13 protein-coding genes and 2 pseudogenes are annotated in these 14,293 nt (G+C 57.9%); 9 read left to right on the top strand and 6 right to left on the bottom strand.

Translation table 11 applies throughout. The annotated features are described in order from the left end of the window. Positions 1 to 4: 4 nt before the first annotated feature. The 5 genes and pseudogenes from AT395_RS01080 to AT395_RS01060 form a co-directional block, all read right to left on the bottom strand. Positions 5 to 361: a cytochrome C oxidase subunit IV family protein gene (locus AT395_RS01080; protein WP_048628313.1), complete on the bottom strand. Its 357-nt coding sequence runs from the start codon at positions 359 to 361 to the stop codon at positions 5 to 7. An 8-nt stretch (positions 362 to 369) separates the two neighbouring features. Continuing rightward, positions 370 to 1,089, bottom strand: a complete 720-nt coding sequence (locus AT395_RS01075; protein WP_048628314.1) for a heme-copper oxidase subunit III family protein — start codon at positions 1,087 to 1,089, stop codon at positions 370 to 372. Positions 1,090 to 1,124: 35 nt separating this feature from the next. Next, complete coding sequence (locus AT395_RS01070; protein WP_082164702.1) at positions 1,125 to 1,760, bottom strand: cytochrome c oxidase subunit 3; 636 nt, start codon at positions 1,758 to 1,760, stop codon at positions 1,125 to 1,127. Beyond that, positions 1,757 to 3,616, bottom strand: a complete 1,860-nt coding sequence (gene ctaD / locus AT395_RS01065; protein WP_048628316.1) for a cytochrome c oxidase subunit I — start codon at positions 3,614 to 3,616, stop codon at positions 1,757 to 1,759. The genes AT395_RS01070 and ctaD overlap by 4 nt, the downstream gene beginning before the upstream one ends. Before the next feature lie 609 nt (positions 3,617 to 4,225). Continuing rightward, positions 4,226 to 5,362, bottom strand: a pseudogene (locus tag AT395_RS01060) (cytochrome c oxidase subunit II); the annotation flags it as partial. A gap of 371 nt (positions 5,363 to 5,733) precedes the next feature. On the opposite strand from AT395_RS01060, the gene AT395_RS01055 reads away from it, so the two are divergent. From AT395_RS01055 to AT395_RS26325, 9 genes and pseudogenes are all read left to right on the top strand, one after another. Further along, on the top strand, positions 5,734 to 6,705 hold the full coding sequence (locus tag AT395_RS01055; protein WP_048628317.1) for an EpsG family protein: 972 nt from the start codon (positions 5,734 to 5,736) through the stop codon (positions 6,703 to 6,705). Positions 6,706 to 6,834: 129 nt separating this feature from the next. Further along, positions 6,835 to 7,836 (top strand): glycosyltransferase, encoded by a 1,002-nt coding sequence (locus AT395_RS01050; protein ID WP_156219684.1) that lies wholly within the window; start codon positions 6,835 to 6,837, stop codon positions 7,834 to 7,836. Positions 7,837 to 7,957: 121 nt separating this feature from the next. Next, a complete protein-coding gene (locus tag AT395_RS01045; RefSeq protein ID WP_048628320.1) occupies positions 7,958 to 9,115 on the top strand; it encodes a glycosyltransferase in 1,158 nt (385 codons plus the stop codon). Between the two features lie 13 nt (positions 9,116 to 9,128). Further along, on the top strand, positions 9,129 to 9,881 hold the full coding sequence (locus AT395_RS01040) for a glycosyltransferase (protein ID WP_048628321.1): 753 nt from the start codon (positions 9,129 to 9,131) through the stop codon (positions 9,879 to 9,881). Between the two features lie 27 nt (positions 9,882 to 9,908). After that, positions 9,909 to 10,982: a GHMP family kinase ATP-binding protein gene (locus AT395_RS01035; RefSeq protein WP_048628322.1), complete on the top strand. Its 1,074-nt coding sequence runs from the start codon at positions 9,909 to 9,911 to the stop codon at positions 10,980 to 10,982. Continuing rightward, entirely contained in the window at positions 10,979 to 11,563 is a 585-nt protein-coding gene (locus AT395_RS01030; protein WP_414813077.1) for a D-sedoheptulose-7-phosphate isomerase, read from the top strand. Before AT395_RS01035 ends, AT395_RS01030 begins: the two co-directional genes overlap by 4 nt. A 59-nt stretch (positions 11,564 to 11,622) precedes the next feature. Continuing rightward, positions 11,623 to 12,258 (top strand): sugar phosphate nucleotidyltransferase, encoded by a 636-nt coding sequence (locus AT395_RS01025; protein ID WP_048628324.1) that lies wholly within the window; start codon positions 11,623 to 11,625, stop codon positions 12,256 to 12,258. A gap of 4 nt (positions 12,259 to 12,262) precedes the next feature. Then, positions 12,263 to 12,823 carry a D-glycero-beta-D-manno-heptose 1,7-bisphosphate 7-phosphatase gene (gmhB, locus tag AT395_RS01020; protein WP_048628325.1) on the top strand — a complete coding sequence of 187 codons (561 nt, stop codon included), beginning with the start codon at positions 12,263 to 12,265 and terminating at the stop codon, positions 12,821 to 12,823. 60 nt (positions 12,824 to 12,883) lie between these two features. After that, positions 12,884 to 13,253, top strand: a pseudogene (locus AT395_RS26325) (DUF1153 domain-containing protein). Here AT395_RS26325 and AT395_RS01010 read toward each other — a convergent pair. Continuing rightward, the gene (locus AT395_RS01010; protein WP_072632736.1) at positions 13,250 to 14,290 is read right to left on the bottom strand and encodes a glycosyltransferase family 2 protein; all 1,041 of its coding nucleotides are present in this window, start codon (positions 14,288 to 14,290) and stop codon (positions 13,250 to 13,252) included. The pseudogene AT395_RS26325 and the gene AT395_RS01010 overlap by 4 nt on opposite strands. Positions 14,291 to 14,293: the final 3 nt, after the last annotated feature.

Genomic DNA, 14,293 nt, shown 5'->3' with positions numbered 1-14,293 from the left:
CGTTTCAGTGGAAATGCGCGAGCCGCGTGAGGAAGGTGTAGTCGGCCTCGGTGGCCATTAATGCCATCAACACCAGCAGTGCGAGCGGCGGAATCAGAATCGCGTAGACGAGCGCGAGACGCTCCCAGCGCATGTGCATGAACACCGCCACGATGAGTCCGGCCTTGGCCACCATCAGCGCGAGAATCAGTCCCCATCGCAAATAGCCATGCAAGTTCGCATAGTCGACGAGGTACGACAGCGTCGAGAGCACGAACAGCAGCGCCCACACCTTGAGGTAGATACCGACCGAATGTTGTTGGCCCTTGGGCTTGCCACCGGCGAGGGCCGTGTGCGCAGCAGGTGTCGCAGAGGATTCCATCGCTCCTCCTACCAGAGATAGAACAGCGCAAAGATGAACACCCACACGAGATCGACGAAGTGCCAGTAAAGGCCGGCGATCTCGACCAACTGATAGTTGTCGCGTCGCTCCAGTGTGCCGTTGAGCACCTTGCGCATCACGGTTAGCAGATAGATCACCCCCGCGCTCACATGCAGCCCGTGAAAGCCGGTAATCATGAAGAAGCACGCGCCGAACTGCGCTGCGCCCATCGAATTGCCCCACGGGCGAATGCCTTCGTGCACGATCAGGTTCGTCCACTCGAACGCCTGCATGCCGACGAACGCCATGCCGAGATAGGCCGTGGCGAGAATGCAGGCCGCCGTCTTGTCGCGATCGCGCCGGTAGGCAAAGTTCACCGCCATCGCCATGCTGCCGCTGCTGCTGATGAGCACGAACGTCATGATGGCGATGAGCAGCAACGGCACCGGATGACCGTTCACATTGAGCGCGAAGATCTCCGCCGGATTCGGCCATGCGGCGGTGGTCGAGATGCGCACCGTCATGTAGCCGATGAGGAAGCTGCTGAACACGAACGTGTCCGAGAGCAGGAAGATCCACATCATCGCCTTGCCCCACGGCACGTGGAACGCGGCGCGATCTCCCGACCAGTCGGTGACGAGGCCGCGCCAGCCGTCAGGCGTCTGCCCGGCAGGGGACGCAGGCGAAGCGGGAGACGCTGAAGAAAGCGCGGACGATGGCGTATTCACGATGCAGCTCCTCGGGCCATGGCAGACGCGTCACATCACGGGCTCACCCCGCCGGTACCGCACAGCCGCTGTGCGATCTCCGGCGTGAGGTTGACGATCGCCGCGAACAACACCACCCACACCACAAACAGAAAGTGCCAGTACTGTGCCGTGAGCGACAGGCGTCGCGCGCGCGTGGCATGCGTGAGACGGCGCGGCATCAGGCACGCCCACGCCACCAGGCCCCCGATCAGGTGCAAGGCGTGCAGTCCGGTCAGCAGGAAAAAGAAACTATTCGCCGGATTGCCGGAGACCCCGTAGTGACGCGCAAACAGATCGCGCCAGACCCACAGTTGGCCGACGACAAAGGCGAGCGCGAGCGCGCCGGCGAGGTCCCAGTCGCGCCGCGAGCGTCGCAACTCCCCGCGTCTGGCCTGCGAAGCCGACGACTGCATCACGATGCATGCGGCGGCCAGCACACCTGTGTTGACCCACAACGCATTGACGGGCGGCAGGGGACGCCAGTCGCCGAGACTCATGCGCATCACGTAAGCGACGAGCATCAACGCGAACAACACGCCGATCACGCCCATCAACCACCAGAGCGCGATCTGCGACGCCGCACGACGACGCGGAAGCGCAATCGGCGCGCCCCCCGGTGGCATCGGCGGCCAGGACGGAACAGGTCTCATGGTGTGGCTCCCTTGGGTGATTCGGGCGAGTCGGATGACTTGGACGGCGACTGAGTTGGTGGTGATCCACGCCGATGCAGCGCCGCCGAATCGCCATCCACAAGCGTGGCCGGACGTCGCGGATCGGGCGCAAGATTCTGTGGCACGAAGTCGTCGATATCGCCCGGCACGCTGTACTCGTACGGCCAGCGATAGGCCACCGGCAGCACCGGCCCCCAGTTGCCGTGAACGGGCGGCACGTCGGGCGTCTGCCATTCGAGCGAGGCCGCGCGCCACGGATTCGCGCCCGCCGGTTTGCCGTGCCGCAGACTCCACACCAGATTAAACAGGAACAGCATCTGACCGGCCGCGACGATGAATGCCGCCACCGAGATGTAAGCGTTCATCGTGTGCGCAGACTGCGGAATGAAGCTGTAGCCCTGAAACTCGTAATAGCGGCGCGGCATGCCGAGCACGCCTAGGTAATGCATCGGGAAGAAGATGGCGTACGTGCCGACGAACGTGATCCAGAAATGCCACTGTCCGAGGCGGTCGTTCAGACGTCTGCCGCTCACAAGCGGATACCAGTGATAGATGCCGCCGAAGATCACCAGCAGCGGGGCGACGCCCATCACCATATGGAAGTGCGCGACCACGAAATAAGTGTTGGACAGCGGCATGTCCACGCTCACGTTGCCGAGGAACAGTCCCGTCAGTCCGCCGATGACAAACGTGCTGATGAAGCCGATGGCGAACAGCATCGGCACCGTCAGATGAATATCGCCACGCCAGAGCGTCAGCACCCAGTTGTAGACCTTGATGGCGGTGGGGATGGCGATGATGAGTGTGGTCGTCGCGAAGAAAAATCCGAAATACGGATTCATGCCGCTGATGAACATGTGGTGCGCCCACACGACGAACGACAACACACCAATGGCGAGAATCGCCCAGACCATCATGCGGTAGCCGAAGATGTTCTTGCGCGCATGCACGCTGATGAGATCCGAGACGATGCCGAACGCGGGCAACGCCACGATGTACACCTCCGGATGGCCGAAGAACCAGAACAGGTGCTGGAACAGCAGCGGACTGCCGCCGCGATAGTCGAGCGGTTGTCCCATCGACACCAGTGCGGGCATGAAGAAGCTCGTGTGCAGGGTCTTGTCGAGCAACATCATCACGGCGGAGACGAACAGCGCGGGGAACGCCAGCAAGGCGAGCACGGTGGCCATCACGATGCCCCAGACGGTGAGCGGCATGCGTAGCAGCGTCATGCCCTCAGTGCGCGACTGAAGCACCGTCGTCACGTAATTCAGGCCGCCCATCGTCGCCGCCACGATGAAGATGGCCAGCGAGACGAGCATCAGCACGATGCCCCACTCGGTACCCGGCGTGCCCGGCAGGATTGCTTGCGGGGGATAGAGCGTCCAGCCCGCGCCTGTCGGGCCGCCGGGCACGAAGAAGCTTGCCAGCAGCACGATGACCGCGAGCAGGTAGACCCAGTAGCTGAGCATGTTCAGGAACGGGAAGACCATGTCGCGCGCACCGACCATCAGCGGAATGAGGTAGTTGCCGAAGCCGCCGAGGAAAAGCGCTGTTAGCAGGTAGATCACCATGATCATGCCGTGCATGGTGACGTACTGGTAGTAGTGGTTGGCGTCGATGAACGAGAACTTGCCGGGGAAGCCGAGTTGCATGCGCATGAGGTTCGAGAGCACGAGCCCCACGAGGCCGACCGCGATGGCCGTGCACGTGTATTGCACGGCGATCACTTTGTGGTCCTGGCTCCAGACGTATTTCGTCCAGAAGTCGTAAGAGCCGCCAGCGTGCGCACCGCCGTGCGCTGCGCCGTCAGAACTTTCGGGTTCTCCCGTCATGACTTGTCTCCGTACGTTGTTTTTGGTGTGTTGTCGTCTCTCGATGTCGGTTCGGTGAAGCCACTTGCGAGTGAGTTATGAGTGAGTTACGAGCCGGTTGTGAATCGGTGGTGACGCGGGTGCGGCCTACGGCGCGGGTCGAATCATCGGCACGGCCGGCTGCGCCGGGCCCGACGAGCCCCCCGATGGCGACGGCGGGATAGCTAGCGGCGGCGCCGTGGTGTTCGGGTTGTTCTGCAACGGCAGGCCCGATGTCCCCCCTTGCCGGCGTGCGGGTTGCGACGATTGCTGTGTCCCTGAATTCGGCGTGGCGGATGGCGTCAACGGCGCGTACTGCGCGGGCGGGTTGGGCGTCATGAGCGAGTTCTGTGCCAACTGCACGACGGGTTCGGACGTCTGAGGCGCAGCAGGCTGCGCGGACGTCGACACGACGGCAAAAGCGATGGCGGCGGCATGGTGAGAGCGTATGGGCATAGTGACTCGATGAACAGATGTTGCGGCGGGCTGCGGCGCGAGGGGTACGGCGATCGCAGGGGTCGTAGAGGTCGCAGAGGTCGTAGGTGACGTAGATGTCGCAGGGGTCGTAGATGGCACAGACGGCGGTGCCGCCGGCTCGGCCGCGGTGGTCCCGGGGGCAGCAGGCGCGGCGCCCAATGTGCGGATGTAGGCGATGAGCGCCTTGAGTTCGTCGTCGGTCAGATCGAGCTTCGGCATGATCGGCGCGAAGCCTTTTGGCACACGTGCGGTCGGATTGCGGATGAAGGCGGTGAGGTAAGCATCGTCGACGTACGCCGAACTGCCGTCCTGAAACGTCTCCGTCTTGCCGTACAGACCGTGCCACGTGGGCCCGACGCCGGGCGAGCCGTCGACGGTATGACAACTGGCGCATCCCTTGGCCTGCGCCAGCAATTTCCCCTTGGCGGCGAGTGGATCGAGCGTCGCTGCCCCTGCATGTTGTGCTTGCAGTGCAGCAAATGTGGGGAGCTTCGCCACCCAGGCGTCGTAGGCGGGCTTGTCGTCAACGACCACCACACCGCGCATGTTCGCGTGACCCACGCCGCAGAGTTGCGCGCAGAGGATGTCGAAGCGCCCGGTGCGCGTGGGCGTGAGCCACATTTGCGTGACCATGCCCGGCACCATGTTCATGCGCGTGCGAAACGGCGGGACATAGAAATCGTGCAGGACATCTTTGGCGCGCAGCAGCAATTTCACTGGCGCGCCGACGAGCAGATGCAGTTCGGGGGCGTCGACGATCCGGTTGTCCTGATTCGCGGGGTCTTTGGGATTGAGGCCCAACGGGTTGTCAGCGGTGACGTAGCTCGGGTCGGAAGTGCCGAGACGACCGTCCGGGCCGGGCAGGCGGAAGCGCCATTGCCACTGCTGGCCGACGACTTCGACGACGCGGGCGTTCTCGGGCGGGTTGATGAGCTTGGCGTAGACGAACAGGCCGGGCGCAAGCATGGCTGCGATGCCGACAGTCGTAATCCCGATCAACCAGCCTTCGAGACGACGGTTATGTGGCTCGTAGGCCGCCCGATGGCCATCGCGATGGCGATAGCGGAAGATCGCCCAGGCAACGAAAAGGTTGATGACAACGAAGGTTACGCCGGTGATGACCAGCGTAATGGTGAGCGTGTCGTCCATCTGACGCCAGTTCGACGCCAGCGGCGTCAGCCACCACGGACTCCAGAAGTGGAAGGCGAGCGCGGCGGCGACGAGCAGCAATAGAACGATGGGAATGGACATGAAAATGCCCGCCCTAAGATGTCGCCTCCTACGACCGGCCTTAGAAGGCAGTACTTGGACATGAATACCCTGCACTTTAGGCTAGACGGCATTCCGAAAGTGTCAAGGAGCACTTCTGACATGAGGGCCTGCTAAGGTTCCCCGATCGCGTAGTCCCCCCGCGCTCGCCCTGCCCTGTCAACACGCGGCTTTGGCGGTCTACAGGCTCGTAAGGTTGACGTTGCGTTGTCGCACGTCCACAGGCGACGTCCATCGTGCATTGACGGACGTTGAGTCCGACCTCATCAAGTAAAATGGCGGCAAGCGGAAAAATCCGAAAGTCTCGCATAAGCAGCGGACCTCGACGGGACCGAACCTAATAAGCCAATCGCATGGATTCACTCATTATTCCCGCCCTGTATGTCTACGGGGCGTTCTTGTTCGTCCTGGTTTCGAGCAAAAGAGCAGCTAATTGGAAGATCGTCATTGTTCTTGCGTTGGCACTTCGACTTTTTGCCTTGTGCTTCCGGCACGATGTAGGCCACGACATCGAGAATTATCTGGCGGTACTGCAGAAGTGCGATCTGACGTCCATCAATCGCTCGGAAGTATTTTGGCTCGTCGCCTGCATCCCCTCTTCCATTACGTCCGACATTGTTCCCTTTCCGTTTCTCTGGATCGGGATTATCGATAGCCTGCTATTTTTGGTGATGGCGAGACTAGCGGGCTGGCGTATTGCAGCGCTCCATGATCTGATTTACTTGCCTGTCCTGGAGATGGGCGCGATCCGGCAAGCGCTAGCCATGAAGATTGCTGTCATCTCGGTGATACTAATGCTTCGCCCCTATCGGTCATTCGCCATAAAGAATCTGATACTTACTGCTCCACTCATTCATTTGTCGGCTATTGTTCCAACAGCCGTCATCAAATGGATGAACTCGAGGTTGGTGCCCAAGATTTGCCTACTGATTCTTCTCGCTGGAGCGACTTACTTTATCGTAACTCCAGAGCTGACTGAAAAAATCAATTACTACGTTGGGCTCGAAGGATTCCGAAGCGAAACACAAATTTATGCGAGCTGGTTCAAGCGGGCCATCATCACCTTCGTTTCGCCATTGATGATCTCCACGCTCCCCATCTACTGGCTGCTTTACCTCATCGGTCTCGCCATCGCAACATTTGAATTCTATATTCCCGAGATCGCCCTTCGTCTCGGCGCTTACTTTGAACAGTTCGAGATATTTCTCATCGGTTCGCAGATGAGTCCTCGAATGAGAAGAATGGGAACGGCCTGGTATCTGATGGTCGCATTGCTCTACACGGCGCGATATTTCGTCAATCTGAATTCGATACCGAAGCTTTAATTTCTTAATATTGTGAATTATCAAAACTCAGTACTGTTCGTTACACGCAGTGGAGCTGGCCAAACGGGCGGAGGGGTCGGACATGGCGTTTCCACCCGGTTTTACGAAGACCTGCTCAAAGGTCATAAGGTGAGCCATTTCACTATAGGTTTACCTAAAGGTCGAGAATTCCAGAGAAAGGCAGCTACTTTTCTGAATCTCAGAAAGGGATTCATTTCCGGACTCAACGAAGACGTCTGCCAGAAATTTGAAGCACGGCTGAATTCGGAAAAGCCGGAATTTGTCATCCTCGACTCGTCGCTCTTCGGCCCCCTCGCGCCCATTGCGCGCCGCCATGGCTGCAAAGTCGTGATACAGACGCATAATTGCGAGTTCGATTTTTTCGCGGGCCAAGTTGCGCTCCAAGGCGGTCTTAGCGCCGAGATGCTGCGTGCGGGATACAACTCGGAGCAGGCGGGTCTGAATAACGCAGATCTGGTCATCGCCCTGTCTGAATACGACAGCCATCGCCTTCGCTACCTTTACGATCCGAGCTGCCCGGTTGTCGTCTCGAATCCTCACCTTCGCAAGCTTTATTCAAAACTGTCCGCCGCCGATGGCAGCACGCAGACAGAAGAGAAGCGCGACGAGGCGGTATTCCTCGGGTCGGCGGGTTACCAGAATCGCCTCGCCTGTGACCGGCTTATCGAGCACTGGACGCCGGATAATCCCCGGTTGAAAATCGTGGGCAGCGTTGGCCACTGGGTGAACCAAAAATACAGCGCGACGCTGTTGGCGAGCCGGGGGGTCGATGTTCTGGGCTACGTCGACTCGCTCGACGCCTTGCTGCAGCGGGCAACTGTTATGCTTTGCCCGATGGCGTTGGGCAGTGGCGTCAAAGTGAAAATTTTGGACGCGCTAGCCAACAAATGCCGCGTCCTGGCGAGCCCGGAAGCCATGAACGGCTTCGAATTCGCGAAGCATTCCGGTTTTCTCGAAGAAGTGAATTTCAACAGGCCTGTCGCCGAAGATTTTTGGCGCTCACCGCGCCCGCTGCAATTCGACGAATTACTAAATAGTCTCAACCTTGAAGTGGAAAGGCAGGCAACTTGCCTGCGCACCGAACTTTCAAGGCTCGGACTTCATAATTAAGTCGTCAACGAGATTTGATCGCAGGCGGACCTGGGGACATCCCCGAGGCAATTCATGTCAGCGGGCCATACGGAACCCAAATGCGATCAATTCGCCGAGGATTAAAGAGTTTTCAAGCCATATGGAATTAGAAAAGATTCTGGCAGGTCGACGCGTACTTTTTATCAATGCAATCCGCTCGGATGTTCCCTCCGGCGGAAACACATCGACACAATTGTTGATCAAAAAATTAAAAGACCACTGTGATCTGATAGATTTTTCTCTGAATCCGAAACTTGGCGGGGAGCGTAGCTTTCTGTGGCGCATCCTTGTCATGTTCATCATGGCACCCGCGCCGGTTTTCGTCTTGCTGTCCAGACGAACCGGCCTTGTTTGGTTTGAGTTTTTTCTGCGAATCTCTCCGTTTTACTTTCTCTGGTGCCTCTGGCTCAGAGTGCGCTATCGACCGGAGTTCGTCATCTTCAATCATCACGCGTCTTTTTGCTATCAAGCGGCATTTGGCTGCAAGAAGATTCTGATTTGGCACGATGTTCCAAGCCTGAAGTTCGACGCCACACGCGCTCGAGGCAAGCAAAAACGTTGCAGTGCGGCCCTCGAACGGTGTTTCATCAGATCGACGTTCGGCAACGTGACATTTTCGTTCGACGATCAGCGGATGCTGCTGCGTCTGCATAGGCGCAACTCGTATGTGATTCCGGTCGTTCCCAATCAGATTCGGGTCAGGAGCGGCGCTGTCAACGACAGGTCGGCGCTGCTCATCGGCAATTGGACCCGCATCGAAAACGTCGAAGGGGCAACGGCGTTCTTGCGCGCTTACTTGGATGCCAAGGTTTCTGGCGCGAACACCGATCACTCCATGCGTTTCCACATCGCCGGGCATGGGTCTGTCGAATACGTTAGCCACCTCAAAGGGTCAATGCCTGATCTGCGTGAGTTGGACATTCAGGTCACCGGACGGTATGAGGATATTTGTCAGTTCGACGAAGGCGTGATGCTGGCGCCATTGCTCAGGGGGGCGGGCATCAAACTGAAAACGATTGAGGCATGGTCCAGAAACATTCCGGTTGTGGGAACCAGACAGGCTTTCACCGGGCTGCCACGGTCCATTTGGTCACGAGGCGGTGTTCTGCTGGAGACGCCAGCGGACATCGCGAGACTTTGCCTTGCGCCCGACGCGCTGAAACAGGCTTGCCAGCAACTAAGCCCGCTGACCGCCTTTCAGCTATACCAGGATGCGATTGAGCGAAGCGCTAAAACAAGCGCGCCAGTCTCCCCGTAACCGTCGAGTATCTATGTCGAATCTCTCTTTTGACGCGCATTCATTGGCGATTTCCATTGTCAGCCACGGGCAAGGTGCACTGGTAAGGCCGCTTTTGCTCGACCTGCGTCAGGTCGCGCTTGCCGGCGCGAAAATTTTGGTGACGGTAAACACGCCCGAGGATGAGTCCTTCTTGCAGGACCTGGGCTATACGCCGAAGATCATCCGGAACCCCCGGCCAAAGGGTTTCGGCAGCAACCACAACGGTGCCTTTTCCCATGCGGACCGGCCCTGGTTTGCCGTGCTCAATCCGGATATCCGATTCGATCCCGCGATCTTCCTGCCACTCATGAAGGCCTTCGACGCCCCCGGCGTTGGGGTATCGGTTCCGAAAATTGTGAGCCCGCAAGGCCAACATGAAGACAGCGTCAGACGGTTTCCGTCAACGCTTCGCATCTTGAAGCGGGTTCTGGCACGACTCCTGCGCCGCCGACTGGGGCCCGATTATGACGTCGAGGTCGAGAATTCGTTTACCGTAGATTGGGCGGGCGGGATGTTCATGCTTTTTTCGTCGAGCGCCTACTCGAGCGTCAATGGATTTGACGGACGGTATTTCATGTATCTGGAAGACGCCGACATCTGCCGGCGGCTCGGCGAACGCGGACTGTCGACCGTCTGTGTTCCGACAGTCAGTGCAATTCATGATGCGCGTCGGGCAAGTAGCCGGAACCTGAAACATCTCAAATGGCACTTGACAAGCCTGGCCCGTTTTCTCTATCAGCGATAAATGCGTTCTACTTGAGGTTGCAAACCGATGGATTCAGTCACTAAATACGGTATCCCGGATTTCGATCGCTTTCGCGCGATTCATTCCAAAGCCCCTCTTCGACTCGGACTCGCAGGAGGGGGCACCGATGTCGCCCCGTACAGCGATATGTTTGGCGGGCGCGTTTTGAATGCGACGATCAGCCTGTACACCCATTGCCATATCGAGCCGTCCGAAGACAGCGCGGTGCACTTTTACGCTGCCGACTTCGACGAGCGGGTTCGCCTTGAAGCCGAGGAATCTATCGAGCTGTCCGGAGCCTTGCTGCTGCATAAAGCGGTTTATAAGCGCATCGTCTCTCAGTTCACGGACGGGAAAATCGTACCGTTGAAAGTCACCACATATTCGGACGCGCCTCCGGGGAGCGGTGTCGGGTCGTCGTCTGCGTTGGTCGTCGCGATGGTCCAGGCTTACGCCGAGCTACTGCAATTGCCCTTGGGCGAGTATGACGTGGCGCGGCTCGCGTACGAGATCGAGCGCATCGATTGCGGCATGTCCGGCGGTAAGCAGGACCAGTACGCCGCGTCCTTCGGCGGATTCAATTTCATGGAGTTCGAGGCTGGCGACCGGGTGATCGTCAACCCGCTGCGGCTGAAAAGGGAATACAAGCACGAGCTCGAGTCCCGCCTTCTACTCTATTTCACCGGTCGCTCGCGTGAGTCTGCTCGAATCATCGAGTCCCAGATCGCCGCCACGAAAGACGCCAATTCCAACGCCGTCGAAGCCATGCACGAGATTCGCGAGGGCGCCGGCAAAATGAAAGAGGCATTGTTGCGCGGCCAGATTTCGGATGTACTCGACATTTTGGGGTCTTCCTGGCACGCCAAGAAACGTGCCGCCACGGGCATCACGAATAGCCACATCGACGACATCGCACGTGATGCCATGGCTGCGGGTGCCCGAGGCCTGAAGGTTTCCGGGGCTGGCGGTGGAGGCTTCATGATGATCGCTGTCGATCCGTACCAGCGCCATTCGGTCGCTCGTGCGCTGGAACCTCACGGCGGCCGTGTGTTCTCGTTTACTTTTGTCGAAGAAGGTGTGCAATCGTGGAAAACCAACTGAATTTCTTGAAGCAAGGCATCGCCGATTCAATCGCAGTGAAGCAGCTCCTGGCGTCGGACGAAAAACTGTTGTGCCAGATCGTGGAAGTCGGCGATTTAATGATTGACGCGTTCCGCAAGGGCAACCGCGTCATTTTTGCAGGCAATGGGGGCAGCGCTGCCGACGCCCAGCATCTGGCCGCCGAATTCGTCAGCCGTTTCGAATTCGATCGCCCGGGCTTGCCGTCTATCTCCCTGTCGACGGACACGTCGATGATTACCGCGATTGGGAACGATTACGGATACGACAAGCTTTTCCGCCGTCAGTTGGAGGCACAAGCGCGCGATGGTGACGTGTTCGTCGGTATCACCACCTCCGGACGCTCCAAGAACGTGCTGTCCGCCTTTGAAGTCTGCGCCTCGCTCGGAGTGAAGTCGGTCGCGCTATGCGGCAGCGGCGGCGAACTCGACGAGATGGTCGACTACGCTCTTCGTGTCCCGTCCGCGCACACGCCCCGAATCCAGGAGTGTCACATTCTCATCGGACACATGCTCTGCGCTCAGGTCGAACTCGCCCTCTTTTCCCACCTTCGCCCGCAATGACCTCTTCCACGACTTGCGTGATCCTGGCCGGAGGCCTGGGAACACGACTGCGTTCCGCAGTGCCGGATCTGCCCAAGTGCCTCGCACCGGTTCACCAACGGCCATTTCTGGAGCTTCAGATCGACTCCCTCGCAGAGCGCGGGGTGGATCGTTTCGTCCTGTCCCTTGGGTACATGGCTGAGGCGGTCGTCGAAGCCATTTCTGCGTTCCGCATAGCGCATGACATCGAGTACGTCATCGAGAAGGAGCAGTTGGGAACGGGAGGCGCGGCGCTATTTGCGCTTAACGAGACCGGTGAAGACGAAGTCCTGATTGCGAACGGCGACACTTGGACCGATGCGCCGTTGACGCCCATGCTGAATCACCTGCAATTGGCCGACGGAGAATTAATGCGCCTCGCAGCTACACACGTCCCCGACCGTGGACGATACGGCGGGTTGGAACTTTCCGCCGGCAAAGTGACCGGGTTCAGCCCCAAGGGGTTGCCAGGCGCAGGACTCATCAATAGCGGCCTCTACCGAATCCATCGGAACGCCTTCAATAATTTCGTTCCGGGCCAAGCCTTCTCACTGGAAGCCGACTTGATGCCACAGCTTGTCGAAAAAGGCGCGTTGACAGCCGCAAGTCTCGACGGAATGTTCATCGACATCGGTATTCCTGACGATTACCGCCGCTTCTGCGACCTGAATGCCTGAAGCTATGAAAAAGCGAGCTGCCTTCATTGATCGTGATGGCGTCATTAACGAGGAGCGAAACTACGTCCATCGTATCGAGGACTTTGCACTCCTTCCGGACGTAATTGACGGTTTGATTCGCCTTCGTGATGCGGGCTTTGAGCTGGTCGTCGTGACCAATCAAGCCGGCATCGCCCACGGATACTACTCGCAGGAAGATTACGTGGTGCTCACGGAGCACCTCGAAACGCTTCTCGCACGCTACGGCGTCGGACTGGCTGGGGTTTATCACTGCCCCCATCATCCGAAGCCGGCTGGCGGCAACCCGGGGCAAAGCTGCGCGTGTCGCAAACCCGAGCCGGGCATGCTGTTGTATGCAGCCCAGGCCCTGAATCTCGATCTGGAACGCAGCGTAATGATCGGTGACAAGATCAGCGATATACAAGCAGGGAGGGCGGCAGGCGTGCGACATTGCGTGCTCGTTGCCTCCGGGTGTGACACCGAGTCATCGGAGCGTAATCTTGCTGATGCCTATTGCAATGATTTAGCCGATGCTGCCGAGTGGGTCGTTGGACATTCAATCTAAATGATAGATGTAGTGACCCACTGAAAACATGCTCAAGTGTTGTCCTCCGACGACAAACACATGCGCATGAAGATGGAAGACGAGATCAAGCACTGGACGGCCAAGCGCAAGAGCGCGTTGGTGCTCGACATTATTCAAGGCAAAGCGACGGTATCTGAGGCAAGCCGGTCGTTTGATCTCGCCCCCCTCGGAACTGGAATCGTGGGTCGAAGACGGCAAGCGGGGCATGGAAAACGCCGATTGCTCGCTTCGGTCCATTATTGGCCCACGTGCCAGCGCTCTTCCTCTTCCTGTTACGCAGCGACAACGGATTGGTCTTTACCAGTCGCAGTTATGGGCTGCGCCACGAATTCATTCCCCCACATTGCCCACAGCAGAACGGCGCGACCAATCGAATCCGACGTCAGGCGACAAAGAAAAATTACATTAATGTCCTGGCCGCCTGTACGGCGCAACTTTTTGAGCAATCTTACGAATTACTGGCCGATAGAATAACGTCAAAACCCATTTCATGTTCGCAACAATGCCGAGTAGTGTATTCGACACCCCCAAGCGCTGAAACGCAAGCCGCGAACGCGCCCATTCATCCTCGCTCCCATAATGACGCAAATAGAGCAGGGTTCGGATAAGAGGCCGCTCCCTCAAAATTACCCGATGAAATTCCGGAAGCAACTCGGGGTTATCAGAAATCGGTGGTATTCCGTCAAAAATGGCAAGATAGTCTTCAATATCTATCAGAACTCGGTTACAGTTCCCGCCCGCAAGAAATGAATCGTTCCCATTTCTGTTTTTCACAATGGGCGTCCGAATGACTTGCACTTGTCCGCCACTTTGCAATGCATTCAACAGGACGTAAACATGGGGATAAGCTCCTGCAGTGTATTGTTCGACACCGGGCAACCCTCTCTGCCACACACCCGCATTCACGATAAGAGAACTCAGGTAGCTAAAAAGGCCGGCGACTCCACAACAAGCGCCAAGGTATGCTTTGATCGAATTTTCATCTGAAAAATCGTATCGGCCCTCACTACGAATGAAATGAGTTTCGCCCAGCGCGGTTCGCATCGACGAGTCCATTTCTACGCGCCCGGTAAGATATATGGCTGCCTGTGAACCAATAGCGTCTAAAACGACTTCGAGTGCATCTTCTTGTACGGCATCATCGCTCCCCATGAGCCATATGTACTTCCCACCGGCAAGACCCGCTGCATTCACGAAGTTATTACCAGCGCCCATATTTTGGGGCCATCTGTGATAGACGACATCAACGGCATTCCGACATTTCCACTCGTGAACAGCACTATCCGTGCCATCATCCGAAGCATTATCTGATATGCAAATTTCGACTACGGTCGAATCAACCTTTTGAGCTGCACGCGCAATGGAATCCAACAGATCAATCAACAGGCTTGCTCTGTTGTAAGTCGGAATGCAGATTGAAATGATCTTTCTTTTTGTCTCACTCATATG

This window comes from Pandoraea apista (assembly GCF_001465595.2).
Lineage (GTDB): Bacteria > Pseudomonadota > Gammaproteobacteria > Burkholderiales > Burkholderiaceae > Pandoraea > Pandoraea apista.
The sequence above is the reverse complement of the archived record's forward strand: the minus strand, read 5'-3'. Positions and strand labels throughout refer to the sequence as shown.

Bases quoted from the DNA above. Each gene is read 5' to 3' on its own strand.
- AT395_RS01035 (WP_048628322.1), top strand. From the start codon at position 9,909: ATGGATTCAGTCACTAAATACGGTATCCCGGATTTCGATCGCTTTCGC.
- ctaD (WP_048628316.1), bottom strand. From the start codon at position 3,616: ATGACGGGAGAACCCGAAAGTTCTGACGGCGCAGCGCACGGCGGTGCG.
- AT395_RS01080 (WP_048628313.1), bottom strand. From the start codon at position 361: ATGGAATCCTCTGCGACACCTGCTGCGCACACGGCCCTCGCCGGTGGC.
- AT395_RS01055 (WP_048628317.1), top strand. From the start codon at position 5,734: ATGGATTCACTCATTATTCCCGCCCTGTATGTCTACGGGGCGTTCTTG.
- gmhB (WP_048628325.1), top strand. From the start codon at position 12,263: ATGAAAAAGCGAGCTGCCTTCATTGATCGTGATGGCGTCATTAACGAG.
- AT395_RS01045 (WP_048628320.1), top strand. From the start codon at position 7,958: ATGGAATTAGAAAAGATTCTGGCAGGTCGACGCGTACTTTTTATCAAT.
- AT395_RS01070 (WP_082164702.1), bottom strand. From the start codon at position 1,760: ATGAGACCTGTTCCGTCCTGGCCGCCGATGCCACCGGGGGGCGCGCCG.
- AT395_RS01010 (WP_072632736.1), bottom strand. From the start codon at position 14,290: ATGAGTGAGACAAAAAGAAAGATCATTTCAATCTGCATTCCGACTTAC.
- AT395_RS01040 (WP_048628321.1), top strand. From the start codon at position 9,129: ATGTCGAATCTCTCTTTTGACGCGCATTCATTGGCGATTTCCATTGTC.